The organism is Agrobacterium sp. Azo12, assembly GCF_029193765.2.
In the GTDB taxonomy this organism is placed as follows: Bacteria; Pseudomonadota; Alphaproteobacteria; order Rhizobiales; family Rhizobiaceae; genus Agrobacterium.
This window is the reverse complement of sequence record NZ_JARFYO020000001.1, coordinates 699337-724068: the sequence shown is the minus strand read 5'-3', so window position 1 is coordinate 724068 and position 24732 is coordinate 699337. Positions and strand designations below refer to the sequence as shown.

General features: G+C 54.8%; 23 protein-coding genes and 3 tRNA genes. 17 read left to right on the top strand and 9 right to left on the bottom strand.

All coding sequences use genetic code 11. From position 1 onward, the window contains the following. Positions 1 to 12 precede the first annotated feature (12 nt). The 5 genes from cyoB (at position 13) to PYL13_RS03245 (ending at position 4202) form a co-directional block, all read left to right on the top strand. Positions 13 to 2016, top strand: coding sequence for a cytochrome o ubiquinol oxidase subunit I (gene cyoB / locus PYL13_RS03265; protein WP_250983454.1), 2004 nt, complete (start codon positions 13 to 15; stop codon positions 2014 to 2016). A 4-nt stretch (positions 2017 to 2020) separates the two neighbouring features. Then, on the top strand, positions 2021 to 2647 hold the full coding sequence (cyoC, locus tag PYL13_RS03260) for a cytochrome o ubiquinol oxidase subunit III (RefSeq protein ID WP_250983453.1): 627 nt from the start codon (positions 2021 to 2023) through the stop codon (positions 2645 to 2647). After that, a complete protein-coding gene (gene cyoD / locus PYL13_RS03255) occupies positions 2647 to 3039 on the top strand; it encodes a cytochrome o ubiquinol oxidase subunit IV (protein WP_250983452.1) in 393 nt (130 codons plus the stop codon). The genes cyoC and cyoD overlap by 1 nt, the downstream gene beginning before the upstream one ends. A gap of 105 nt (positions 3040 to 3144) precedes the next feature. Beyond that, positions 3145 to 3924, top strand: a complete 780-nt coding sequence (locus PYL13_RS03250; protein WP_275640478.1) for an SURF1 family protein — start codon at positions 3145 to 3147, stop codon at positions 3922 to 3924. A gap of 202 nt (positions 3925 to 4126) precedes the next feature. Next, positions 4127 to 4202 (top strand) — tRNA-Phe (locus PYL13_RS03245). Between the two features lie 170 nt (positions 4203 to 4372). Here PYL13_RS03245 and PYL13_RS03240 read toward each other — a convergent pair. Continuing rightward, a tRNA-Thr gene (locus PYL13_RS03240) sits at positions 4373 to 4448 on the bottom strand. A gap of 245 nt (positions 4449 to 4693) precedes the next feature. After that, on the bottom strand, positions 4694 to 5650 hold the full coding sequence (locus PYL13_RS03235) for an NAD(P)H-dependent flavin oxidoreductase (RefSeq protein ID WP_275640477.1): 957 nt from the start codon (positions 5648 to 5650) through the stop codon (positions 4694 to 4696). 228 nt (positions 5651 to 5878) lie between these two features. On the opposite strand from PYL13_RS03235, the gene PYL13_RS03230 reads away from it, so the two are divergent. After that, the gene (locus PYL13_RS03230) at positions 5879 to 7051 is read left to right on the top strand and encodes a hypothetical protein (RefSeq protein ID WP_275640476.1); all 1173 of its coding nucleotides are present in this window, start codon (positions 5879 to 5881) and stop codon (positions 7049 to 7051) included. A 141-nt stretch (positions 7052 to 7192) separates the two neighbouring features. Here the strand turns inward: PYL13_RS03230 and PYL13_RS03225 are convergent. After that, a tRNA-Thr gene (locus tag PYL13_RS03225) sits at positions 7193 to 7267 on the bottom strand. Positions 7268 to 7421: 154 nt separating this feature from the next. On the opposite strand from PYL13_RS03225, the gene PYL13_RS03220 reads away from it, so the two are divergent. The 10 genes from PYL13_RS03220 to PYL13_RS03175 all read left to right on the top strand — a co-directional run bounded on the left by PYL13_RS03220 (position 7422) and on the right by PYL13_RS03175 (position 14274). Next, a complete protein-coding gene (locus tag PYL13_RS03220) occupies positions 7422 to 7685 on the top strand; it encodes a hypothetical protein (RefSeq protein WP_250983446.1) in 264 nt (87 codons plus the stop codon). A 104-nt stretch (positions 7686 to 7789) separates the two neighbouring features. Beyond that, complete coding sequence (murA, locus tag PYL13_RS03215) at positions 7790 to 9082, top strand: UDP-N-acetylglucosamine 1-carboxyvinyltransferase (RefSeq protein WP_192486840.1); 1293 nt, start codon at positions 7790 to 7792, stop codon at positions 9080 to 9082. Positions 9083 to 9282: 200 nt separating this feature from the next. Further along, positions 9283 to 9720: a DUF2948 family protein gene (locus tag PYL13_RS03210; RefSeq protein WP_275640475.1), complete on the top strand. Its 438-nt coding sequence runs from the start codon at positions 9283 to 9285 to the stop codon at positions 9718 to 9720. A 139-nt stretch (positions 9721 to 9859) separates the two neighbouring features. After that, complete coding sequence (gene hisD, locus PYL13_RS03205) at positions 9860 to 11158, top strand: histidinol dehydrogenase (protein ID WP_259148028.1); 1299 nt, start codon at positions 9860 to 9862, stop codon at positions 11156 to 11158. Between the two features lie 3 nt (positions 11159 to 11161). Beyond that, positions 11162 to 11635, top strand: coding sequence for a UPF0262 family protein (locus PYL13_RS03200; RefSeq protein ID WP_259147728.1), 474 nt, complete (start codon positions 11162 to 11164; stop codon positions 11633 to 11635). A gap of 8 nt (positions 11636 to 11643) precedes the next feature. Next, positions 11644 to 12123, top strand: a complete 480-nt coding sequence (locus PYL13_RS03195) for an arsenate-mycothiol transferase ArsC (RefSeq protein WP_275640474.1) — start codon at positions 11644 to 11646, stop codon at positions 12121 to 12123. 118 nt (positions 12124 to 12241) lie between these two features. Continuing rightward, complete coding sequence (infA, locus tag PYL13_RS03190) at positions 12242 to 12460, top strand: translation initiation factor IF-1 (RefSeq protein WP_027673809.1); 219 nt, start codon at positions 12242 to 12244, stop codon at positions 12458 to 12460. 120 nt (positions 12461 to 12580) lie between these two features. After that, on the top strand, positions 12581 to 13204 hold the full coding sequence (locus PYL13_RS03185) for a Maf-like protein (protein WP_250983443.1): 624 nt from the start codon (positions 12581 to 12583) through the stop codon (positions 13202 to 13204). Between the two features lie 5 nt (positions 13205 to 13209). Continuing rightward, positions 13210 to 13413, top strand: coding sequence for a DNA gyrase inhibitor YacG (gene yacG, locus PYL13_RS03180; protein WP_259147736.1), 204 nt, complete (start codon positions 13210 to 13212; stop codon positions 13411 to 13413). A gap of 27 nt (positions 13414 to 13440) precedes the next feature. Then, positions 13441 to 14274: a DUF6030 family protein gene (locus tag PYL13_RS03175; RefSeq protein WP_275640473.1), complete on the top strand. Its 834-nt coding sequence runs from the start codon at positions 13441 to 13443 to the stop codon at positions 14272 to 14274. 28 nt (positions 14275 to 14302) lie between these two features. Here PYL13_RS03175 and galE read toward each other — a convergent pair whose 3' ends face one another. From galE to mscL, 3 genes are all read right to left on the bottom strand, one after another. Beyond that, on the bottom strand, positions 14303 to 15340 hold the full coding sequence (gene galE, locus PYL13_RS03170) for a UDP-glucose 4-epimerase GalE (RefSeq protein WP_275640472.1): 1038 nt from the start codon (positions 15338 to 15340) through the stop codon (positions 14303 to 14305). Positions 15341 to 15495: 155 nt separating this feature from the next. Further along, a complete protein-coding gene (locus tag PYL13_RS03165; protein ID WP_275640471.1) occupies positions 15496 to 16662 on the bottom strand; it encodes a pyridoxal phosphate-dependent aminotransferase in 1167 nt (388 codons plus the stop codon). Positions 16663 to 16818: 156 nt separating this feature from the next. After that, positions 16819 to 17247: a large conductance mechanosensitive channel protein MscL gene (gene mscL, locus PYL13_RS03160; protein WP_250983438.1), complete on the bottom strand. Its 429-nt coding sequence runs from the start codon at positions 17245 to 17247 to the stop codon at positions 16819 to 16821. 220 nt (positions 17248 to 17467) lie between these two features. Between mscL and PYL13_RS03155 the strand changes: the two genes are divergently transcribed. Beyond that, on the top strand, positions 17468 to 20977 hold the full coding sequence (locus PYL13_RS03155; protein WP_275640470.1) for a PAS domain-containing hybrid sensor histidine kinase/response regulator: 3510 nt from the start codon (positions 17468 to 17470) through the stop codon (positions 20975 to 20977). An 82-nt stretch (positions 20978 to 21059) separates the two neighbouring features. On the opposite strand, the gene PYL13_RS03150 is transcribed toward PYL13_RS03155, so the two are convergent. The 3 genes from PYL13_RS03150 to visN form a co-directional block, all read right to left on the bottom strand. Next, a complete protein-coding gene (locus PYL13_RS03150) occupies positions 21060 to 22910 on the bottom strand; it encodes a methyl-accepting chemotaxis protein (RefSeq protein WP_275640469.1) in 1851 nt (616 codons plus the stop codon). A gap of 168 nt (positions 22911 to 23078) precedes the next feature. Further along, positions 23079 to 23825: a transcriptional regulator VisR gene (gene visR, locus PYL13_RS03145; protein ID WP_192486828.1), complete on the bottom strand. Its 747-nt coding sequence runs from the start codon at positions 23823 to 23825 to the stop codon at positions 23079 to 23081. Positions 23826 to 23835: 10 nt separating this feature from the next. After that, positions 23836 to 24615, bottom strand: a complete 780-nt coding sequence (visN, locus tag PYL13_RS03140) for a transcriptional regulator VisN (protein WP_405049437.1) — start codon at positions 24613 to 24615, stop codon at positions 23836 to 23838. Positions 24616 to 24732: the final 117 nt, after the last annotated feature.

Genomic DNA, 24732 nt, shown 5'->3' with positions numbered 1-24732 from the left:
CAAGAGGCTAAAATGGTCGTCAATTCCGATCAAACGTCCTTCCTTTTCGGGAAGCTGACGTGGGAGTCCATCCCGCTCCACGAGCCAATTCTCGTTGTAACTTTCGCGGCTGTTGCCCTCGGTGGCGCGGCACTTCTCGGTATTCTCACCTATTTCCGCGTTTGGGGCTACCTGTGGAAAGAATGGTTTACCAGTATCGATCACAAGAAGATCGGTATCATGTACATCATTCTGGCCCTCGTGATGCTGCTGCGTGGCTTTGCCGACGCCATCATGATGCGCATCCAGCAGGCCATCGCCTCAGGCGGATCCGAAGGTTATCTCAACCCGCACCACTATGACCAGATCTTCACGGCACACGGCGTGATCATGATCTTGTTCGTGGCAATGCCGATGATTACCGGTTTGATGAACTTCGTCATTCCCTTGCAAATCGGTGCGCGTGACGTTTCTTTCCCATTCCTGAACAACTTCTCGTTCTGGATGACGACAGCTGGCGCTATCATCACCATGATCTCGTTGTTCATCGGTGAATATGCACAGACAGGCTGGCTGGCCTATCCGCCGCTTTCCGGCATTGAGGGCAGCCCTGGCGTTGGCGTGGATTATTATATCTGGGGTCTACAGATCGCCGGTGTGGGAACGACGCTGTCAGGTATCAACCTGATCGTCACCATCATCAAGATGCGCGCACCGGGCATGACCATGATGCGCCTGCCGATTTTCGTCTGGACATCGCTGTGTTCCAACATCCTGATCGTGGCCTCGTTCCCGATCCTGACCGGAACGATCGCCCTGCTGACGCTTGACCGTTACGTTGGTACGAACTTCTTCACCAACGATCTCGGCGGCAACCCGATGATGTACGTCAACCTCATCTGGATCTGGGGCCACCCAGAAGTCTACATTCTGATCCTGCCTGCCTTCGGCGTTTTCTCCGAAATCGTCTCGACCTTCTCGCGCAAGCGTCTCTTCGGTTACGCTTCGATGGTTTACGCATCGGTGGTGATCACCATTCTGGCCTATATCGTTTGGCTGCACCACTTCTTCACCATGGGATCCGGCGCCAGCGTCAATGCCTTCTTCGGCATAACGACGATGATTATCTCCATCCCCACGGGTGCCAAGATCTTCAACTGGCTGTTCACCATGTATAAGGGCCGCATCAATTTCGATGTCCCCATGCTGTGGACCATCGGCTTCATGATCACCTTCGTCATCGGTGGTATGACCGGCGTTCTTCTTGCCGTTCCTCCAGCAGACTTCGTGCTGCACAACTCGCTGTTCCTGATCGCCCACTTCCATAACGTGATCATCGGCGGCGTGCTGTTCGGCGTTCTCGCCGGCATCGTCTACTGGTTCCCGAAGGCATTCGGTTACCGTCTCGATCCGTTTTGGGGTAAACTGTCCTTCTGGTTCTGGTTTGTCGGCTTCTACTTCGCCTTCATGCCGCTCTACGTTCTCGGCCTGATGGGCGTAACCCGCCGCCTCAGCCAGTTCGAAGACACGTCGCTGCAGATCTGGTTCATCATTGCCGCATTCGGCGCGTTCCTTATCGCACTCGGCATTGCCTGCTTCCTGATCCAGCTCTTCGTAAGCTTCCTGAAGCGTGACCAGTTGCGCGACGTGACCGGCGACCCCTTCAACGGTCGTACGCTGGAATGGTCCACGTCTTCTCCGCCACCGGCCTATAACTTCGCTTTCACGCCTGTCGTGCATGAAGTCGATGCTTGGGCCGACATGAAGAAGCGCGGTGCAGAACGTCCTGTGGAAGGGTTCATTCCCATTCACATGCCGAAGAACACCGGTACGGGCGTCATTCTCAGCGCCATCAGCATTGCACTTGGCTTTGCTCTGGTGTGGCATATCTGGTGGTTGGCTGCGCTATCATTGCTTGCCATCATCGGCGTCTCCATCGCTCATACCTTCAACTACAATCGCGACTACTACATTCCGGCTTCGGACGTGACCAAAGTAGAAGCGGAGCGCACCAAGCTGCTCGCAGAACAGGCGTAACAGAATGGCCCAGACACACGCACCAACCGCCGATACAGGCGAAGCGCCGGTCTTTTACCTGAAGGAAGACCATCACCCGGAAAACGGCACATCGCTGGGTTTCTGGCTCTACCTGATGAGCGACTGCCTCATCTTCGCAACCCTGTTTGCAACCTATGCCGTGCTCGGCCGCAGTTATGCGGCCGGTCCTTCCGGTGCAGACCTTTTCGACCTCAAGCTGGTTGCCATCAACACGGCGTTCCTGCTTCTTTCCTCGATCACCTATGGCTTTGCCATGCTGGAATCGGAAAAGAAGAATATCAAGACGACGTTGATATGGCTTGGCATTACCGGCGTGTTCGGCCTCGCCTTCCTATGCGTTGAACTTTATGAGTTCTACCACCTGATCCACGAAGGTGCGACACCGCAGCGCTCCGCGTTCCTCTCGGCGTTCTTCGCGCTGGTTGGTACACACGGTCTGCACGTGACCTTCGGTATCATCTGGCTGGTCACACTGATGTTCCAGGTTGGCAAGCACGGCCTTATCCAAGCCAACAAGCGTCGTCTGATGTGCCTGTCCATGTTCTGGCACTTCCTTGACGTGGTCTGGATCGGCGTATTTTCCTTCGTATATCTGATGGGAGTTCTGTGATGGGTTCCGAAACACACGCACACCACGATGATCATGAACACGATCATCACGATGGCGCAGATCACGGCAGCTTCAAGTCCTATATGATCGGCTTCATCCTGTCGGTTCTTCTGACAGCTGTTCCGTTCTGGCTGGTTATGGGCGACGTTCTTGACAACAAGACCTTCACCGTTCTGCTGATCATGGGCCTCGGCGTCATCCAGATTTTCGTTCATATGATCTACTTCCTGCATATGAACACGAAGTCTGAAGGCGGCTGGACCTTCATGGCGCTGATTTTCACCGTTGTTGTGGTGATGATCACGCTGATCGGCTCGCTCTGGGTCATGTACAACATGAACAAGAACATGATGCCGACCATGACAATCGAGCAAATGCGAAACTTGCCCTGATCTTTCAGGGCAATGTCAGCGCCGTGCATTCACCCGAATGCACGGCGTTTTTCTTTCCGGCACAGACATTGAGTGCAGGGCCGGAACAGGCAGGAAAGATCCCCCATGACCACCCCGACACCCCATTCCACGCCAGTTGCGCACCGTACCGGCCCTTCACGTCTGGCTGTTGCCGTTCTCTATACGCTGTCCGCCTGCCTGATCACCTCACTGTTGGCGCTCGGCACATGGCAGGTACAGCGGCTTGGCTGGAAGCTGGATCTGATTGAGCGCATCAATGCGCGTGTGCATGCCGAGCCTGTTGCACCACCCACACGCGCTGAGTGGGCGGCCTTGAAACCCGAAGATTATGAATATCGCCGCGTTCAGCTTTCTGGTGAGTTCCAGAATGAAAAGGAAGCGGCCGTTTATACGGTTACCGATTATGGCCCAGGCTACTGGATCTTGACGCCACTGCGGCTTGAGGATGGCTCCACAGTCATCATCAACCGCGGTTTTGTGCCAACGGACAAACGCTTGGCCGAAACGCGCCAGCAGGGCCAGATAACCGGTTCTACAACGGTGGTTGGCCTGATGCGTGCACCGGAACATGGCGGACTTTTCTTGCGCACGAATGATCCCGCCAATGCCCGCTGGTATTCGCGCAATATTGAAGAGATCGCAGCCGCGAATGGGCTGAGCGACACTGCGCCATTTTACATTGATGCCGATGCCACCCCGAATGATGGCGGCGTGCCGATCGGCGGCCTGACACAGTTGAAATTCCCCAACAGCCACCTCTCCTACGCCATCACCTGGTATGTCCTTGCGCTGATGGTTGCGGTTGCAACATGGTATGTGCGCCGGAATATGAACACCCGCCGCAAGCCAGCTGTGGAAGATTGAGAACGGAAAGCCCATATTTATCACGGGACTAGCGAAAACTTTGGCGGCTAATCAGCCGTCATTTTTTTTAACCGTGAAATTCCTCAAAAAAAATGCTTTCAGGCGCTGGACATGGCCGAACAAGATGTTATAACCCCGCTCACTTTCGGGAGAGCAAAACTCTCGGTGACCTGAAAAGGTCGAGCCTCATACGAGGTAAAGTGCCCGAATAGCTCAGTTGGTAGAGCAGCGGATTGAAAATCCGCGTGTCCGTGGTTCAAATCCGCGTTCGGGCACCACTTCTTTTCTCAAATACTTTCAGGTAGATGTGACACAACAGGCTGTCGATTATCCGATCGTTTGCTCTGAGCTCTTCCCATATTCAGCTCTACCATGCGCCTTGAACGCAAATGAAAAGCGCAGCAAAACTCGCGACTGCAGACATTCAGTTTTTGATATCAGGGAGAAATGGTGCCGCTTACGTGACTCGAACACGTGACCCCGTCATTACGAATGACGTGCTCTACCAACTGAGCTAAAGCGGCACTTTCGTTATCCGTGAACGGATAAACATCATGCGGGGGCTGATACAGATAATGACAGTGAATTTCAAGTGCTGAAATAACCGCAGGTCAATTTTCCATTGTCATGCCACCGCCAATTTGAGCGACGCAAAGCCCCATTTGCGCAACGTCAAATTTGCCAGTCGGCAGCATGCCTCCGTCAATGTTGGCGGCACATTCCGAGTGCATTTTTCGAGCACCATAAACCCCGTCAGAAGCGGCAAGATTCATAGCGCCAGACGCTGACGTGCCTCGTGGTATTCAGCCTCCAGCCGGTCAACAAGGGCGGCAACACTGCCCACACCATCAATGGAACCAACGCCTTGCCCAGCACCCCAAATGTCTTTCCAAGCCTTGGCGCCGGTGACGGCAGCGCCGAAATCCATCTTGGAGGGATCGGCGGAGGGCAGATTGTCTGGATCAAGCCCGGCTGCCGTGATCGACGATTTCAGATAGTTACCGTGAATGCCGGTAAAATAGTTCGAGTAGACAATATCACCGGCACGCGCCTCGACCAGTGCCTGCTTGTAAGCGTCCGTGGCGCGAGCCTCTTCTGTGGCGATGAATGGCGTGCCGATATAGGCCATATCAGCGCCCATGGCCTGCGCTGCCAGAATTCCGCCGCCTGTGGCAATCGCACCGGCCAACAGTAGTGGGCCATCAAACCAGCTGCGTATTTCCTGAACCAAGGCGAAGGGTGACAGCGTTCCCGCGTGACCACCGGCGCCAGTTGCTACCGCAATCAAGCCGTCCGCCCCTTTGCGAATGGCAGACTGCGCGTGGCGATTGTTGATAATGTCATGCAGGACAATGCCACCATAAGAATGAATGGCGGCATTGACCTCTGGAACCGCGCCCAGCGATGAAATCACAACCGGCACCTTATATTTCACGCAGAGCATAAGATCATGCTCAAGGCGCTTGTTGGAGGTATGGACTATCTGGTTCACGGCAAATGGCGCGGCCGGGCGTTCCGGATGCGCCGCATTATGTGCCGCAAGCTCTTCTGTCAGCTGGGCCAGCCACTCATCCAGTTGGCTTTCCGGGCGGGCATTCAAAGCGGGAAACGCGCCAATCACACCGGCCTTGCATTGCGCCAGCGTCAACTGTGGGTGCGAAATAATGAACAGCGGCGATGCCACAACAGGTAGCCTCACATTGTTTTTCAGCACTTCTGGCAGCATCCGTTTCCTCCGACTTACGTTTACGCACACGTCAATAATATAAGAGTGAACGTGCCACACAAGTCAAAATCATTGATAGCTTAGGTGTTTTGCGCGACCATCCAAAGGCCAGAGTGCTTGTTTTCCCGGGATCAATGATGCATTTGATTAGCTTGAAGCTTGTGATTGCCAAAATCTGACGGTAGCGATTGCAAAAGAATCAACTGTGACGTCAAAAAAGGACCCTTTGTGAGCGGACTGGAAACGGCAATTCGCAATGCGCTTGAGAAATCGGACCGGGCAAATCCTGAGGTTCGCGCGCGCATTTACCAGTCATCACGTCAGGCCCTTGAAGCGGGCATGCGTAAGCAAGGCATAAATGACGCGGAGGTCATTGCTCAGCAACGCCACCGTTTGGAAACACTGATCCGCGAGATAGAAACCCAGGAACGCGACAGGCTGCTCGACAAGATCGAGTCCCATATGGTCAGGCCTCCATCACCGGCTGCCCCTGTCGTCGCGCCAGCCGTCTCGGCGCAGAAAACCGCGCCAACCTTCACGGAATCCGTTGAGCCAGATATGCGCTCCGCTCCAGTGGATGAGTATGACGAGGCACCTAGTCTTGATGATCACGACAGGAATTATCCACAGCCTGAAGCACCATCCCGCGATGTTTACGCAGCTGAACCAGCGCAACAGCGCACAGCGCCGTCTGAGGGCGGCTCGCTGGCGTTCAAGCCAGAACGTGCAGTACGCCCTAGAAAACGACGCGGCTTTTTTGCACGTCTTCTGCTGACCTCTGTTACCCTTGCCTTTATCGGCATGGGGGCATGGTGGGTGTATTCCTCCGGTCTGCTGCTCAGCGAAGCGGAGCGCGACACCAGCGTGCCAAACCCGCCAGCGCAGGTCGAATCGGAAGATTTTCAGGGCAACGCCCCTACGCCTGCTTTTGATCCGGCACGTGGTTTTTCTGACGACTGGGTCGAAATCTACCACGCCGACAAGCGTGGGCAGGGCATGAAGGCCGGTTCCAACGCCAGCATCGAGCAGATTGCCACGGCCGCGGGCGTTGCCAGCCGCATCACGTCCAGAACGCCGTCGGAACAGGGCAACGTCAGCATTGAAGTGCCTGTCAATGTACTGCAGGAAATGGCTGGCAAGTCCTCAACGATTGCGGTGACGCTGCAATCCTCGACGGATCGCCAGACGCAAGTGGCCATCAGCTGTGATTTCTCAAGCCTGGGTGATTGCTCGCGCCACCGTTTCACGGCAACACCTGAAAAGGCTGACCTGCTGTTCCGCGCGACGTTTGAACGGTCACTGGTGCCGAACTCTCCCGGCCAGTTGCTGATCAACAGCGATATCGATGGCAACGGCTTGCCGATCAATATTTATTCGGTGCGTATTCTGCCGGGCCAATAAAACTTTTCCACATACTGAAAAGATTAGCTTTGACGTGAGGGGCGACTGCGCCTCTCTCAGCGAACGCAAAAACGCGTGATTTAACACAATAAACCGAATTCCGGTTAAACGGAAAATCATAAATTGTTTTAAGGAGGTAAATGGTGCTGCTAGAGAGATTTGAACTCTCGGCCTCTCCCTTACCAAGGGAGTGCTCTACCCCTGAGCTATAGCAGCATCTGGTGTCTGACTTGGTCTCGACACTTCAAGCGTGGCGCCTATTGCCATAGGTTTTTCCCGAGCGCAAGCAGCAATTTGATAGTTATTCACATAGTGGTGCAAAAAATAGCCGGCTCTATGGATTTGAGGATTTTTCCGATAATGTCGAAACATGACTGAAGACACCACAAAACAAGGGCTCGAGCCCATTTCCTCCGCCGCTGATGACACAGCAGATACCCTTGAGCAAAAAATTGCGAAAAAGGGCGACCGCAAAGATCAGGTGAAAGAACGTGAGGAGCAGCGCAGGGCGCGGGCGGCACAAAAGCTGCGTGAGAACCTGCAACGGCGCAAACATCAGGCCCGGGCAAGACGTTCCGGTGCAGAAGATGAAACAATCGGTTTGCCTGCCGCAAAAACGGACGAATCGTGCTGACAAGAAATCTGACTGCCAAAATTGCAACGCTGCAGGATTTCGTCTAAGGACACCAATCCTTCACAAAGGCACGAGAAAGGCGGGCGCAAAGCCCGTAGGGACGTATGGATCGCATCAAAGTAACCGGCGGCAACAAACTTAACGGCATTATCCCGATTTCGGGTGCCAAGAATGCTGCCCTGCCGTTAATGATCGCCTCGCTGCTTACCAGTGATACCCTGACACTTGAGAACGTGCCGCATCTGGCCGACGTGGAGCAGTTGATCCGCATTCTCGGCAACCATGGCGTTGATATTTCCGTCAATGGCCGCCGCGAAAGCCAGGGTGAATCCTACTCGCGTACCGTTCACTTCACCTGCCGCACCGTTGTCGACACGACAGCACCTTACGAACTGGTTTCCAAGATGCGCGCCAGCTTCTGGGTTATTGGCCCGTTGCTTGCCCGTGAAGGCAGAGCCCGTGTTTCGCTTCCCGGTGGCTGTGCCATCGGCACACGCCCGGTCGATCTGTTCATTGACGGCCTGGAAGCGCTCGGTGCAACGATGGAAATCGATGGTGGCTACATCACTGCCACTGCCCCCAAGGGTGGTCTTGTTGGCAACAGCTACACTTTCCCGAAAGTTTCGGTCGGTGCCACGCATGTCATGCTGATGGCGGCCACACTCGCCAAGGGTACGACAGTTATTCACAACGCGGCCAAGGAGCCGGAAGTTGTTGATCTCGCCAAGTGCCTGACCGCCATGGGTGCAAAGATTGAAGGTGCTGGCACATCTACCATCACCATCGAAGGCGTGACGTCGCTTTCCGGTGCGCGCCACCGCGTGCTGCCAGACCGCATTGAAACCGGCACTTATGCCATGGCTGTGGCCATGACCGGTGGTGACGTTGTGCTGGAAGGCACCACTGCTGCCCTGCTGGACACAGCCCTTGAGACCATTCGCCGCTCTGGCGCCACAATTACCGAGACGGAAAGCGGTCTGCGTGTGGTGCGCAACGGCAATGGCATTCAGCCGGTTGATATCGTCACCGAACCCTTCCCAGGTTTCCCGACCGACCTGCAGGCACAGTTCATGGCGCTGATGACCCGCTCGCAGGGCGTGGCCCATGTGACGGAAACCATTTTCGAAAATCGGTTCATGCATGTGCAGGAACTGGCGCGGCTTGGCGCAAAGATCACCCTCTCCGGCCAGACGGCCCGCATTGAGGGCACCGAGCGCCTGCGTGGCGCACCGGTCATGGCAACAGACCTTCGTGCCTCTGTTTCGCTGGTCATTGCCGGTCTCGCAGCCGAAGGTGAGACAATCGTTTCCCGCGTCTACCACCTTGACCGTGGTTTCGAGCGGCTTGAAGAAAAGCTGACCCGTTGCGGCGCGCTTGTCGAGCGCATCAGCGACTAATAACGGGCCGTATTTCCGGCAAAGCATGTGTTGCGCAGCTTCATTCCCCCGTTGCGCAACGCCGCCTGATTTCCTATCTCCTTGATAAAGCATTTTCTGTTTACACCGAGCCACCAGTGCGGCAGCACTGGGCTCGGCAGGATGTGCGCTCAAACAGGTGCGGCGCAGCACGGCGCCGCTATGCCACAAGGAATAGAACAATGGCTGATCTTAAACTTCTGGCACTCGACGGCGAGGATCTCGCGGTTATCTCCACCCATATGCAAGACAGTGTCTTCAAGTTGGTGGATGCATCCTATGACGCTAAGCGGGGCCAGTTTGCGCTTTCGGTCAACCGCTTTGTCTGGGAAACGGCGACCGTTAAAAACAGGCCTTTTGAGCGCTGCCGCGCTGTTCTCGTTTTAAAACGCGTTCAAGCCGTGCGATCTCACGACATCGATCGCAGCAACAAGGATCAGGTTCATTCGCTGCTGGCCATTCGTTTCACCGCAAAGGGAGATGGTCCGGATGGCACGATCGAGTTGACGCTGTCCGGTGGCGGTGCAATCGCGCTTGATGTGGAGTGCATCGAAGCGCAACTGGCTGATGCCAGCGGTTCCTGGGAAACGGCATCAAAGCCCCAGCACGTAGACGAGTAACATCTGGGCGAATAACACTCCGGATGTTGCACAAAACATCCGTTTCGATCTATGCCACAGCCCTGAAATCGCTATACACTTACTGCGATATGCAATACCCCGCCAATCGATGTGGCGGGGCATGAGAGGGTTATACGACGTGGCAATCTGGCTGGAGCAGACATCCGAGACGTTTGAAAAGACTTTTGCGGATTTCCTGACAACCAAACGAGAAGTTTCCGAAGATGTGAACGCAACCGTCCATGCCATCATTGATGATGTCAGGAAACGGGGTGATGCAGCGCTGGCGGAATATTCGCTGCGGTTCGATGGGCTCGACTTCTCCAAGGTGCCGATGCGCGTCACCAAACAGGAAATTGCCGCCGCAATCGATCTGGTCGATCCGGCCGTTGTCGATGCCTTGAAGCTGGCTGCAAAACGCATTGAAAAGCACCATGCCCGCCAGATGCCAAAAGATGATATCTACGAAGACGATATCGGCGTTGGTCTTGGGTCCCGCTGGACAGCCATCGAAGCGGTTGGCCTTTATGTGCCGGGCGGTACGGCAAGTTATCCAAGCTCGGTGCTGATGAACGCCGTTCCGGCCAAGGTTGCCGGCGTAGAGCGCATCGTCATGGTTGTGCCTGCCAATGGCGGTAGCATCAATCCTGCAGTTCTCGCTGCAGCGCATATTGCTGGCGTTGAAGAAATCTACCGCATTGGCGGTGCCCAGGCCGTGGCGGCCCTTGCCTACGGCACGGAAAGCATTGCCCCAGTTGCCAAGATCGTTGGCCCAGGCAACGCCTATGTTGCCGCTGCCAAGCGCCAGGTATTCGGCACGGTTGGCATCGACATGATTGCGGGGCCCTCCGAGGTTCTTGTTATTGCTGACAAGGACAACAACCCGGACTGGCTGGCCGCCGACCTGCTGGCGCAAGCCGAACATGACCGTGGTGCGCAATCCATTCTTATTACCGACGACGCGGAACTCGGTCATGCGGTGGAGGCGGCTGTCGAGCGCCAGTTGAAATTGTTGTCGCGTGCAGAAACGGCAACGGCAAGCTGGGCCGATTTTGGCGCCATCATCATCGTTCCGGATCTGGCAACCTCCGTTCCGCTGGCAAACCGTATTGCCGCCGAACATCTGGAACTTGCCGTGGAAGATCCGGACGCCCTGATCAGTAAGGTCAGAAACGCCGGAGCGATCTTTGTTGGTCGCCATACGCCTGAAGTGATCGGCGATTATGTCGGTGGCTCGAACCACGTTCTTCCGACAGCGCGCTCGGCACGTTTTTCGTCCGGCCTATCGGTCCTCGACTTCGTCAAGCGCACCTCTATTCTGCGGCTTGGCGCTGAACAATTGCGACAGCTGGCACCTGCTGCCATCACCCTCGCCCATTCCGAGGGACTGGATGCGCATGCCAAGTCAGTTGCCATACGCCTCAATCCTGAAGGGTGATGAATGGCCACAGGCGCTTTCAGGCTTTGTGACGTTATTCTGGATGAGAGCATTGGCCGCTCTACGCCAGATGTCGAGCATGAACGCGCCGTTGCCATATTTGACCTGATCGAGGAAAACAGCTTTGAGCCGCTTGGCCATGCTGGCGGCCCTTACCGGCTGTATATTTCGCTGGTGGAGGCCAAACTGGTCTTTTCCATCAAAAGCGAAGACGACAAGGATGTGGCAACACATATTCTTTCGCTGACGCCGTTTCGCCGGATCATCAAAGACTACTTCATGATCTGCGAAAGCTATTATGAAGCCATTCGGTCTGCGACCCCAAGCCAGATCGAAGCGATCGACATGGGGCGGCGCGGTATCCACAATGACGGCTCCCAAACTCTGATGGACCGCCTGTCCGGCAAGATCAAAGTTGATTTCGATACGGCACGTCGCCTGTTCACCCTTGTCTGCGTTCTCTACTGGCGGGGCTAGGTCGGGCGATGAGCGATCCTTCAGTCAGCCACACAGAGCCCAAAGCACCGCGCGCCATTCTATTTATGTGCGGTATGAATTCCATCCGCTCCCCCATGGCCGAGGTCATTGCCAAACAGCTGATTGTGCCGGGCATCTATATTCAATCGGCCGGTGTACGCTCAGGCGAGCGCGATCCCTTCGTCGATGCGGTGCTGGATGAGGTTGGTCTGACGCTTGGCAAACACAAACCGAGAACATTTGAAGAAATCGAGGATGATTTTTTCGATCTTATCATTACATTAACACCGGAAGCCCATCACTCCGCACTGGAATTGACCCGCTCCAATTCGCTCGATGTGGTCTACTGGCCGACCATGGATCCGACCGTCGTAACCGGCACACGCGAGCAGATTCTCGATGCATATCGTGACGTGCGGGATTACCTGACACGCATGATTACAGAGCGATTACCCACCCGTGGAAAACCGTTCTCAGAGACGGTTTGAAACAATTGAAGATTTCGTGAACTGCAAGGTTCACAAATGGGTGGCGATTGTGTAGTTTCCGCCCAATTTTCCCGGACTTATCTGTCCGGTATAGATAGAACAGAAAGAAAACCTCCACATGACAAAAGAAGAAGTCCTCGAATTTCCGGGTGTCGTCACCGAACTCCTGCCTAATGCGACCTTTCGCGTGAAGCTCGAAAACGAACATGAGATCATTGCCCACACCGCTGGTCGCATGCGCAAGAACCGCATTCGCGTTCTGGCTGGCGACAAGGTTCTGGTTGAAATGACACCATACGACCTGACCAAGGGCCGTATTACATACCGCTTCAAATAAGACGACAAGGCTGGCGCATCGATCCGGACATATGAAGCGATTTTCGGAAACAGCGTTGCGCCGATAAAACAGGGTTGAGCGCCGCAAGCGCACGACACTCGAGAAGCGGCTGGGGCATTCATGACGGCACTCACTCAAAAGCTGATACTGGCTTCCGGCTCTCCGCGCCGGCTGGATCTTCTTAACCAGATCGGAATCAAGCCTGCGCGTTTGATGCCGATGGACATTGATGAAACACCAGTACGTCTTGAGCATCCCAGAACCCTGTGCCGCCGCCTGTCTCTTCAGAAGGCACAAGCCGCTTATGCTGCCGTCAAGGGTGAGTTGAGCTGGAGCGATGCCTATGTGCTTGGCTCGGACACTGTTGTCGCCGTTGGCCGTCGCATTGTCGGCAAGGCGGAATATGTCGAGGAAGCATCAGCTGCACTGCATCTTCTTTCCGGACGCAGCCACTGGGTTTACACCGGCATCTGCCTGGTGACGCCCGGCGGCAAGATCCGGCAGAAAATTGCTGAAACAAAGGTGCGTTTCAAGCGCCTTTCCAGCAGTGAAATCGACAATTACATTGCCTCGGGTCAATGGCGGGGCAAAGCCGGTGCCTACGGCATTCAGGGCATTGCTGGCTGTTTCGTCCAAAAATTGACCGGTTCCTATTCCAATGTCGTGGGACTGCCACTTTATGAAACAGCAACATTACTGGCTGGAGAAGGCTTTGATGTCGTATCCGGCTGGGCGGAAGGCTGAGACGGATGACGACGACAGGAAATGTAACGCCCTTGCGCAAAACGCAGCCGTGCCCGGAATGCGGGCATCCATCTACGCGGGATAATTATCCTTTCTGTTCGGATCGCTGCCGGTCTCTGGACCTCTCACGCTGGCTTAAGGGCTCCTATGCCATTCCGGTGGCAGAGGATGAAAGCAAAGCCTCCGCCGAACGTCAGGGTGACGAATAAGACAAAGCGTTTCCGGAGGCAGTTCGGATGGATAATCATCCTCTCAAACGAAAAAGCCGAACGCTTCCAATCCTGATTTCCGTTGCATTGGCCTGCGCCGCGATTGGCACACCGTTACTGTTGGCCAATGACAAACGGCACCTGCGCGCCCTGCTCGACTACTTCCATATTGACTGGCTGCACCCAAAACCTTCAGTGGAAGTTGCGCCGGATCAAAAGACAGAGCGACCACAGGTCTCCCAGCTGCCGCCAGTGCCCGAGCGGTTGCTGCTGCACACACTCAACGATCTGCCTTCGGCTTTTGTGCGCCAGTTCCGTGTTCCCGGCCAGAGCCTGTGCGATGTCTTTGCGCAGAGCGGTTTTATCATTGCCGGTAGCGGCTGGCAGGCCAGCCCCTATGACGCCAATACCTTCGAATGCCTTGCGGAAGAAATGCATGAGGCAACCGATGGCACCACCGACTTTGCCTCGTTTTTTCTGGACATAAAGGGTGCGGCTGACGGACGGGTGACGTCACTGCGCATGAAAATTGCCAGCCCTGCGACTGACGACGGCAAACGCATGCGTGAGCAGCTGGACAAGGCTTTGACGCTTGCTGCCCAGCAATTGCGCTGGACGGACCTGCCCCAGACCATTCCCGCAGAAGACTATGATACCGACCATTTCGGCATGCGCGTTTCCATCAAACGGGAATTCAGCAATCAGGACCGCTACAATATTCTGATTGTGCCAACCGACCGGACGGCCGAATTGAAGCGCACGCGCAACTTTTTTGATACGGAGCAATGGCTTGTCGCTGCGGCACCGGAACGGGACATGCCTTTCCGGCATCAACCCGCCCACAAGGCGTCACCGGGCTGACACTTACAGCCCGGCTGTTTCGGTCGGTTTAACGATAGCCGGCGACCGCCAGCTTGCGCTGAATTCTGTCCAGATCGCCTGCACGCTGATCTTCCAAGGTTTCCTCCCAAGCCAGCGCTGTGCGCATGATCAGGTTCAGGTCATCATAACGCGGCTGCCAACCGAGTTCAGTTTTGGCTACTGTTGAATCAGCCATCATGCTGGCCACATCACCTGGACGACGCTGGCAATAATTCACCTTGATCGTGCGGCCGTATTCCTGCTGGACCGCAGAAATAACGTCCATGACCGAATAGCCGTGGCCATAACCGCAATTGGCAACCAGGGGCTGGCCACCGGCGCGCAGATACTCCAGAGCGCGGATATGCGCATCGACCAGATCGTTGACATGAATATAGTCCCGCACACCCGTACCGTCATGCGTGTCATAGTCGACACCATAAACGTCGACATGGTCACGTCTGCCGGTTGCTGCCTCACAGGCAACCTTGATAAGGTGTGTCGCACCTTCGGCCGACAGGCCTGTACGTCCCTGAATGTCAGCGCCCGCCACGTTGAAGTAACGCAGCGCCACATAACGCAGATCATGGGCGGCAGCGGCATCGCGCAGCATGATTTCCGACATCAGCTTGGAAAGGCCATACGGGTTTTCAGGGCTCAAAATGGCGGTTTCTGCGACCGGGCCATTTGCATGCTGGTTGCCGTAGACAGCAGCCGTCGAAGAATAAACGATGTTCTTCACGCCATGCGCCAGCGCCGCGGACACCAACTTTCCGGTTTTGCTGGTGTTGTTCTCGTAATAATCGAGCGGGCTGGAAATAGAATCCGGTACAATCACCGATCCTGCAAAATGCATGACCGTATCGATGTCATTTTCAGAGAAGATCTGGTTCAGCAGTTCGCCATCGCCGACGTCGCCCAGGTAGAAACGAGCCTGCGGTGCGACAACCCAGCGAAAGCCGGTCGAAAGACGATCCAGAACGATGACGTCTTCGCCTGCATCCAGCAGTGCCCAGACCATATGGCTGCCGATATAACCAGCCCCACCCGTAACCAGAACAGACATTTATGTACTTCCCTGTTTCTTTTTGTTGGAAGCACAAAACCATTCAACTGTTCACTATTCATTACGTTACGGGTGCGCCGGCAGAAAACGGCAAGTAATTCAAAAAACGTTACTTACAAGCCGTTTTCAAAACCGATAAAATTTTATCTGATCTCCTATCGGCTCAAAATATAGGACGACAGGCGGTCTGCGGCGTCGCGAATGTGGTCAGGATTGCGCAGGAAGCAGGCGCGCAGGAACAGTTCTCCACCCTTGCCAAACGCGGTTCCCGGAGCAAGGCCGACACCTGTTTTATCGACGATATCAAACGCCGCTTCATGGCTGTTGGTGACACCGTCAATTTTCAGGAATGCATAGAGTGCGCCATCCGGTTTCAGCGTTTCTACCCGGTTGGTAGCAATCAATGCGTCGCAGAGAATATCGCGTGATAACCGTGCACGCTCATAGTTTTGCCGTACAAAGTCATCGCCCTCATCCAATGCGACTACCGCACCACGCTGCATGAATTGTGCCACGCCCGACGTAGAATATTGGATGAGGTTCTCAATCACTTGGCCGATCTCTGGTGGTGCCACCACCCAGCCAACGCGCCATCCGGTCATCGACCAGTTCTTGGAGAAGGAATTGGCGAAAACAATGCGATCACCTTCGTCCATCACATCAAAAAACGATGGAGCGCGACCCTCGCCATAATAATATTGGGCGTAAATTTCGTCAGCAATGATCCACAGGCCATGTTTTCTGGCCAGCGCCAGAATATTGGTGAGGTCTTGATGGGTGGCGACCCATCCCGTCGGGTTGGACGGCGTGTTGATAAAAAGCGCTCGGGTTTTGGGTGTGATGGCGTCTGCAATTTTCTCGATGTCCAGCGACCACTTGCCATCGGCAAAATCGATGCCCACGCCAACGGCACTCGCGCCAGCAACACCGATGGCAGCGACAATATTCGGCCATGTCGGTGAGAGGTAGATCATCTCATCACCCGGTGATGTCAGAGCCTGCACGGCAAGCGCGATGGCCTGCATGCCCGAACCGGTGACCAGAAAACTGTCCTGCGGCAAGGAAACGGAGAAGTGGCGCTGGTAATAACGCGAAAGCGCATCGCGCAATTCCGGAATACCGCGCTGCCAGGTGTAGAAAGTTTCACCGGCATTTAATGCTGCTACGGTGGCGTTGCTGATGAAATCAGGTGTCGGCAGGTCGCCTTCGCCAGTCCACAAAGGCAACAGGCCTTCGCGGCCACGGGCATATTTGACGATTTCAATGATACCGCTGGCAGGCGCGGCGAGAGATCTGGCACTCAAGCTATTCAATAAAGACATAAAGGACACACTCCGTTTGTCCTTTATTACGCAATCACCCTGCCCTCTTCCATGGAAATTACGTGAAGATCATATCGCATTTTGTGATGGGTCGAGAACCGGCCAGCCCTGCAACTGGCCGGTTCAAAAATCGATGGACGCCTAGGCTGAAAAAGATCAGCGCGTCTTGAGAAGATCGCGGATTTCCGACAGCAGCTTGATGTCTTCCGGTGGTGGTGCCGGTACAGCTTCTTGCGCTGCTTCCTTACGTTCCACACTGGCGCGGATCTTGTTTACACCCTTGACCATCAGGAAGATGATCCAGGCAAGGATCAGGAAATTGATAGCGACGGTAAGGAAGCTGCCATATGCGAAAACCGCACCCTGCTCACGAGCGGCTGCCAGCGATACTGCTGTTACATTTGAGCTAAGTGGCAAGAAGTAGTTCGAGAAATCAAAGCCACCGAAGATCGCGCCGACAATTGGCATGACGAGGTCGTTGACGACGGATTCAACGATCTTGTTGAAGGCCGCGCCGATGATAACGCCGACAGCAAGGTCCATGACGTTGCCTCTGGCGATAAAGGTTTTAAATTCATTGAGCATTCAAGATGTCCCCAGTTAGATCAGTCCAACGAACGCCAGACTGCTTCATAATAACATGCTAAACCAAAGTTTAAATGCTTCTCTATCTATGCGCGTGATTATCTGGCCAACGCCAAACCATTGACGACCAAAGAGTAATTTCCAACCCTGCGCATTTGTCCTATGGTTTGCCTCGGAGGATCATGAAAGCCTGTCATTTTTGCCGGGCGATGGAGGACATGTGCTTCCCGGGTGGATTATTTTAGTTGCGGCATTTGCCTATATTCTTCTGCTGTTTGTTGTCGCCAGTCTTGGTGACCGCAACAGCCGCAGGACTAGTGTTTCCAAACGCGGCCGCCCGATCGTCTATGCGCTCAGCCTGGCGATTTATTGCACGTCCTGGACGTATTTCGGTGGTGTTGGACTTGCAGCAACACACGGATTGGAATTCCTTGCCATCTATATCGGTCCGGTGCTTGCCTTCACCATCGGCATGCCAGTTATCAGGCGTATCATCCAGCTGGCTAAGGCCGAGAAACTGACATCAGTCGCCGACTTTATCGCAGCGCGCTATGGCAAGAACTCAGCCGTCTCGATCATCGTGGCGTTGATCTCGCTGATCGGAGCTATTCCCTATATCGCACTGCAGCTGAAGGCAGTTTCCAACTCCGTTGCCGCCATGGTGAACCCGTCAGATTATGGCATTGGTAGCGGCAATCTCTATTTCCTTGACCTTGCCTTCATCGTCACCGTGTTGATGGCGGGTTTCGCAGTGATTTTCGGCACGCGCCATACCGATGCGACCGAACATCAGGACGGGCTTATCCTGGCCATCTCGATGGAATCGCTCGTCAAACTTCTGGCGATCTGCACGGCCGGCATCTACGTCATATTTTTCCTGTTTGACGGTCCTGTGCAGCTTTGGGAACTGACCCGGCAAAACGAGCAGGCCATGGCAGCGCTGACCTATCAGACGCCGATCAGCCGCTGGATCGTGCTGACCATGCTGTCATCCTTTGCGATCATCATGCTGCCGCGCCAGTTTCATGTCACCGTTGTCGAAAACCGTACCAGCGAAGAACTGCGCATGGCAGGCTTTCTGCTGCCGCTCTACCTCGTCGCCATCAATGTGTTTGTGCTACCCATCGCCATGGCGGGCGTGATCACACTCGGCAATACTGGCGAGGCAGACCTGTATGTGCTGCAACTGCCGCTGACGGGACAAATGCCTGTTGTCACGCTGATCACGTTCATCGGTGGGTTTTCTGCGGCCACCGCCATGGTAATCGTAGCTTCGGTCGCACTTTCCATCATGATTTCCAACGATATCGTGATGCCGATTTTCCTTCGCCACAAGCTGATGAGCCGCACGACGCACCGCGCCGATTTTGCCAAAACCCTGCTGAACATCCGCCGCACGGCGATTTTTGCCGTGCTACTGTTAGGATATGCCTATTACCGCGCTGCCGACAGCACCACCGGTCTTGCGTCGATCGGCCTTCTCGCCTTTGCAGCTATCGCGCAGATGGCGCCGTCGCTATTTGGTGGCCTGTTGTGGCGCAGAGCGAATGCGCGCGGCGCCATTGCCGGTCTGGTGTCAGGTTTTCTAGTCTGGGCCTACCTGCTGTTTTTGCCAAGCCTTGGCGGACCCGATTATTCACGGGTTGCGGCAAGCATTCTCGGTTTCGTTTTCCCTGGCCTGTCGCTGTTCAATCCGGAAAACCACGATCCGCTCGTCAACTCGGTTATCCTTAGCCTGATCGTCAACAGTCTGGCCTTTATCTTGGGGTCGCTGTCTCGCAATCCACGGCCGGTGGAACGCATCCAATCCGGCATTTTCGTCAAACGTCACTCCCGATCGCAGTTTGCGACACGTGGCTGGAAAACACGGGTCAGTGTTGGCGACCTTAAAAGTGCAGTGGCCCGTTATCTCGGCGAAGAGCGCATGCAGCGTTCACTGGCCACCTATGAAAAAACCGCCGGGCGAAAGCTGGATGACGATCAGCCGGCCGATATGGCCCTTATCCATTTCTCCGAACAGTTGCTCGGCAGCGCCATCGGCTCGTCATCCGCACGGCTTGTGCTGTCGCTTATCCTGCAAAAGGCGGAAGATACCAATGCCGATACGGCCTGGTTGCTCGATCAGGCCAGCGAAGCGCTGCAGTATAATCAGGACATGCTGCAAACTGCGCTTGCACAGATGGATCAGGGCATTGCGGTTTTTGACAGCTCCCACCAACTGACCATCTGGAACAGGCGGTTCCGAACCCTGCTTGATCTACCCGAGCAGTTTGGTCGTGTTGGTCTACCGCTTTCAGACATTGTCGCCATGCTGCAGGCGCGCGGTGATGTTACTTCGCGCGATTCCGATCAGCTTATCGGCAACTTCCTGACACTCGACATGCCATTTTCGATTGTCCTGTCGCAAAGCAGACGGATTATCGAAGTGCGCTCCAATGCGATGCCGGACACCGGCATTGTTGCGACCTTCACCGATATTACCGAACGGGTAGCCGTCGACCGCGCCTTGCAGCAGGCCAATGAGACACTCGAACAGAGGGTGGCGGAGCGCACCAGTGAGTTGACGCGGGTGAATTGTGAACTCGCCGAAGCACGCGCCCTTGCCGATGAAGCCAATATTGGCAAAACCCGGTTCTTTGCGGCAGCCGGCCACGACATTCTACAGCCACTCAACGCCGCGCGGCTTTATTCTTCGGCACTGGTTGAGCGGCTAGGCACGTCCGATGACAGCACACTGGTACAGAATATCGACTCGTCGCTCGAATCCGTGGAAACGATCCTCGGCGCAGTTCTCGACATTTCCCGCCTTGATACCGGCGCCATGAAGCCCCGCTTTGCGTCTGTGCCACTTAATGATCTGCTGCGGCGTATCGAGACGGACTTCGCACCGATTGCCCGCGAAAAAAATCTGAAGCTGGTTGTCATGCCGACCTCGCTTTCCGTGCGCTCCGACCCGAACCTGCTGCGTCGCTTGGTGCAAAACCTGGTTTCTAACGCCATCAAATATACGCTGTCGGGCAAAGTACTTGTCGGTGTGCGCCGTGACGGGAAGAATGTTGTGCTGCAGGTGATGGATTCCGGCATCGGCATTCCAGCCTCCAAATTCCGCACTGTCTTTAAGGAGTTTGCACGCCTTGAGGAAGGCGCCAGAACGGCAACTGGGCTCGGGTTGGGCCTTTCTATCGTTGATCGCATTTCGCGCGTGCTGAACCATCCTGTGCAGCTTTCCTCGACGCTCAGTAAAGGTACGACCTTCCGTATCAGCCTGCCGCGCGACAAGTCCGAGAATACCAGCGTCACCGCCCTGCCAATCGGCAATGCCGGGGGCATGCACGAACCGCTGGTCGGTTTGCGGGTTCTGTGCATCGACAATGAGCCGAAAATCCTTGAGGGCATGGCGCTGCTGATCAGCGGCTGGGGCTGCGAGGTGCTACAGGCCGATGCGATTGCCGCGCTTGATCTGTTGCCCGTGACATCACCACAGCCGCCAGACCTGATTATCGCCGACTATCATCTCGGCGATGGCAGTGGTGTTGGTGCCATCCTGCTTTTACGCGCACTCTATAAGGCGGACATCCCTGCGCTATTGATCACGGCCGATCGCACACCAGAGGTGCGCAACGAGGCCGAAAAACACAACATCACCATTCAGCACAAGCCGGTGCGGCCTGCGGTGCTACGCGCTTACATGACGCAGCTTTCAGCGCGTATTCGTGCAGCAGCAGAATAAGGTCCTGGAAATACCCTGCCAACAAAAATGCCCCGCAATTACGTGCGGGGCATTTGTTATTTTGGCGATTTCTTCGAATGGATCAGGCTACGCGTGCAAATTGCTCACGGCCGTAGGATTGCGATGCCTGTTCGATGCGGAACTGCTGCACAAGGGCCAGAAGCTCCTGCACCTCATTGGCCAACATCTGGCTTGCGGCACTGGATTCTTCTGCCATGGCTGCATTCTGCTGGGTCATCTGGTCCATCTGGTTGACGGAGCTGTTGACCTCATGCAGCGCAGATGACTGGTCCTGCGCAGCGGTTGCGATGGTTTCAACATGTTTGCTGACATCCACGATCTGCCCGCTGATTTCGGACAGAACTTCACCAGCCTGCTGCACCAGCAATGCACCGGTCTCAACCTCATTGCTCGACTGGTTGATGAGACCCTTGATCTCACGGGCCGCATCGGCAGAACGCTGTGCCAGTTCGCGCACTTCCTGCGCCACGACCGCAAAACCTTTACCAGCCTCGCCCGCGCGTGCTGCCTCAATACCGGCATTCAACGCCAACAGGTTCGTCTGGAAGGCGATATCGTCGATGACTTCGATGATCTGCTCGATCTTCTTGGAAGCGTCTTCGATACGGCCCATAGCGGCGACGGCATTGCTCACCACCGTGCCGGAACTATCGGCACTCTGGCGGGTGCGGTTGACAGCCTGATTGGCTTCACGGGCGCGCTCAGCCGACGATTTGACCGTGATGGTGATTTCTTCGACAGCGGCGGCGGTTTGTTCCAGAGACGCTGCCTGCGATTCCGTGCGACGCGAAAGATCGTTTGAAGATTGCAGCATTTCGTCGCCATTGTGCTGAATGGTCAGCGTACGTTCGCGGATTTGCTGCAAGACGTTTTTCAAATGAGCGAGCGACGTGTTGAAGTCCATGCGCAGTTGATCAAGACGGCCGGAGAATGGCTTGTCAAGTGTGCGGGTCAGGTCACCTTGTGACAGGCGCGCCAGACCAGACGCAAGTTCGGTCACCGCAAATTCGATCTGCTGATCGAGTGTGCGCTTTTCATCATCGTTGCGGGCGCGTTCTTCATCAGCGGCTATCCGGTCTGCCTCACTGCGACCTTCTATAACCAGCTTCTCATGCGCGTTGGTGCGGAACACTTCCAACGCTTTGGCAATATTGCCAAACTCATTGGATCGATCTGCATAGGGGATGACAGTATCGAGATTGCCGCTCGAAAGCGAATTGACGGCACCAGTGAGCACACCGAGGGGACGCAGTGCGCGACGGATGACGAAGTAACCCAACAGGCCCACGGCGCCCATGACAAGCGCGCTGGAAAGCAGGATCATAGTCTGAAGCCCAGCCAGATGATCGAAGAATACTTGCATTGGAATACCGACAAACAGGATGCCGACAGGCGCGCCCGACTTGGATTTTACCGGGATGTAGCCGGTCATGTATTCGCTGCCAAACAGGGTCGCTTTGCCAATGTAGACTTCACCCTTGCTGATTTTTGCATAGGCTTGGCTATCGGTTGCCAGCTTGGTGCCGATAGCACGCTCGCCGTTTTCCTTCTTAACATTTGTAGACATGCGGACGAAATCTTCGCCCTGCTTCTGGAACACTGTGGAAACGCCACCGATGATCAGTGCCGTGCGATCCACCAGATCCGTATCACGCAATGTACCGATGCTTGCACGATCAACACTGACAAGGTTTCCATTATCGATGTTCAACGTGGCACCACCAACCTTCAGCTCATAGAGAACCGCCATGGCGCGGGCTGCACTGTTCGTCTGGATCTCCGCCGTCTCCATGACGTCTTCTTCGAGACTGACATAGGTCGAGACACCGATGGCCGCGATACCCAAAAGAACGAGGCAGGCTGTCAAAGCAATGATTTGCACTGCGACGGGTGCAGAAAGGAGCTTCTTCATCTCGGAGTTCCCCAATTTTTTACGATTGAAGCATCGTAAGGGGAAATCGTTAAAATTGAAAAAATTTCAAAAAATAACTAATCCGCTAATATTCAAGGTGACTTGATTAGGTGACAAATATCAATTTCTAATATTCAGCAATACTTCAAAACGCAGATAATACTACAATTAATGAATGTAGCCCATGCGAATTGCTTTGGCGATTGCTTGAATTCGATTGACGGAATCAAGCTTGATTGTCGCTGAGCCAAGATAGGCGTTGACCGTGTGAACGGACAGGCCAAGCTTGACGGCGATTTCTTCACTGATCTTGCCATCACCTGCCAATTGCAAGCAGGCAATTTCGCGCTCGCTTAGCGCTTCTGTCGGAGTCGAGCGGCGCTCATCCAGCGCCAGAAGATCAATCATCACCTGACAGCACTTCAGGTGGTGATCAATGGTCGTGCCGCAGTCGAGCTCGAGAGCCGTGCCGCAGAAGACAACCAGACCATTACCGATGTTGCCGAGTTTGATCGGCAGGGCCACACCTGCATACGGCAGATCGGTATTGTCGGCCTGCTTTAACATCGGCACCATTTCAGGTGTTATGGAAATGCCCTTGCCCTGATCGGTAGACCAGATCAGTGGCAGCAACGAGCCGTCAATATGCTCCAGAAGTGTGGTGCCGAGTGCCGAAACCAGAGCATTGGTCTGCTCGGCTGCGCCCATTCCCCAGTTCTCGAGTTCACACACCAGCTTGCGCTTGTTGGGAAAGCTTGAAATCGCAGCACGGAAGACGGCAAAATTTCTTGCCCCCATTTCCTTCTGCATACCAATCAACATTGGAAAAAGATCTGATCGATTGGACGTGCGGCTGACGCGGACAATCTGTACTCCGCCTTGCTCATCCGTGGTGGTGTCTCTCGAATAAGCCATCAATCAACCATCAAACAAGATTGTTACGAACCGCGTAAGCGATTGCTTCGGAGCGGGTTTTCGTCGCGGTTTTACGCATGACGCTAGTAATGTAGTTGTTGATTGTATTACGCGAAATTCCAAGAATAGTCGCCATTTCGTCACTGGTCTTGCCTTCGGCAATCCAGTAGAGGCATTCAAGTTCGCGCTCGGTCAGATCAATGTCACGCTCGACCTTGAGATCATAGCCAATACCGAAGCTGGCGCTATAGCCGCACAACAAGCCGACTTCACGCAAACGCTCCATGGAAGGCACTGTACCTTCTGGGAACATCAGCAGAAGTGCAAAGCGTATGTTGCCGACGCAGAACGTCATTGCGCAATACTGTCGGTCCGTACCTTTGGGGATGCATCCCTCATCGGGCAGGATATGCAGTTGCGGCTGAAGGAGCGAGAGGCACTTTTCCATCTCACTCACGCGCGCTTGGCTGGCAGCAAGCGTACCACCAATCTTCTTGACGAGATCAAATGGCCAGTTGGATGTGATGACGAAGCTTAGACCATTCTCCTGAAACATATCCTCGCGGGCCAGCATATAATATGAAGCGCCCGCATAGGTGGCCAACACATCAAGAGAACCGGACATGTCCCCCGTTCCGGCTATCTCGCCCATCCAGCTGATGACTTGTACCCGCGATGAAGGTTGCACCGCTGGGTTCAGCGGTTTTACCGTCAGTCTGCGAATATCCACATCTGCCTTCAACTGATGAGTTTCCTTTAGGAAGGCCAGACCGGCCGGAGGTGCACGCATTGGTATCACCTCTGAGCCGCCCAAAAGCATTTTCAAATTTCAGCCTACGAATCACCTCATTCTAGGAGACGGTCAAGGAAATACCACTATCAGAATTTGGCATTTCCACTCCTTTCA

Coding starts and splice junctions, on each gene's coding strand:
- mscL (WP_250983438.1), bottom strand. CDS start 17,247: ATGCTCAATGAATTTAAAACCTTTATCGCCAGAGGCAACGTCATGGAC.
- visR (WP_192486828.1), bottom strand. CDS start 23,825: ATGGCTTATTCGAGAGACACCACCACGGATGAGCAAGGCGGAGTACAG.
- PYL13_RS03185 (WP_250983443.1), top strand. CDS start 12,581: ATGACGGCACTCACTCAAAAGCTGATACTGGCTTCCGGCTCTCCGCGC.
- PYL13_RS03220 (WP_250983446.1), top strand. CDS start 7,422: ATGACTGAAGACACCACAAAACAAGGGCTCGAGCCCATTTCCTCCGCC.
- PYL13_RS03250 (WP_275640478.1), top strand. CDS start 3,145: ATGACCACCCCGACACCCCATTCCACGCCAGTTGCGCACCGTACCGGC.
- PYL13_RS03150 (WP_275640469.1), bottom strand. CDS start 22,910: ATGAAGAAGCTCCTTTCTGCACCCGTCGCAGTGCAAATCATTGCTTTG.
- cyoB (WP_250983454.1), top strand. CDS start 13: ATGGTCGTCAATTCCGATCAAACGTCCTTCCTTTTCGGGAAGCTGACG.
- cyoD (WP_250983452.1), top strand. CDS start 2,647: ATGGGTTCCGAAACACACGCACACCACGATGATCATGAACACGATCAT.
- visN (WP_405049437.1), bottom strand. CDS start 24,615: ATGCGTGCACCTCCGGCCGGTCTGGCCTTCCTAAAGGAAACTCATCAG.
- cyoC (WP_250983453.1), top strand. CDS start 2,021: ATGGCCCAGACACACGCACCAACCGCCGATACAGGCGAAGCGCCGGTC.
- PYL13_RS03235 (WP_275640477.1), bottom strand. CDS start 5,650: ATGCTGCCAGAAGTGCTGAAAAACAATGTGAGGCTACCTGTTGTGGCA.
- galE (WP_275640472.1), bottom strand. CDS start 15,340: ATGTCTGTTCTGGTTACGGGTGGGGCTGGTTATATCGGCAGCCATATG.
- PYL13_RS03175 (WP_275640473.1), top strand. CDS start 13,441: ATGGATAATCATCCTCTCAAACGAAAAAGCCGAACGCTTCCAATCCTG.
- infA (WP_027673809.1), top strand. CDS start 12,242: ATGACAAAAGAAGAAGTCCTCGAATTTCCGGGTGTCGTCACCGAACTC.
- murA (WP_192486840.1), top strand. CDS start 7,790: ATGGATCGCATCAAAGTAACCGGCGGCAACAAACTTAACGGCATTATC.
- yacG (WP_259147736.1), top strand. CDS start 13,210: ATGACGACGACAGGAAATGTAACGCCCTTGCGCAAAACGCAGCCGTGC.
- PYL13_RS03200 (WP_259147728.1), top strand. CDS start 11,162: ATGGCCACAGGCGCTTTCAGGCTTTGTGACGTTATTCTGGATGAGAGC.
- PYL13_RS03210 (WP_275640475.1), top strand. CDS start 9,283: ATGGCTGATCTTAAACTTCTGGCACTCGACGGCGAGGATCTCGCGGTT.
- PYL13_RS03165 (WP_275640471.1), bottom strand. CDS start 16,662: ATGTCTTTATTGAATAGCTTGAGTGCCAGATCTCTCGCCGCGCCTGCC.
- PYL13_RS03195 (WP_275640474.1), top strand. CDS start 11,644: ATGAGCGATCCTTCAGTCAGCCACACAGAGCCCAAAGCACCGCGCGCC.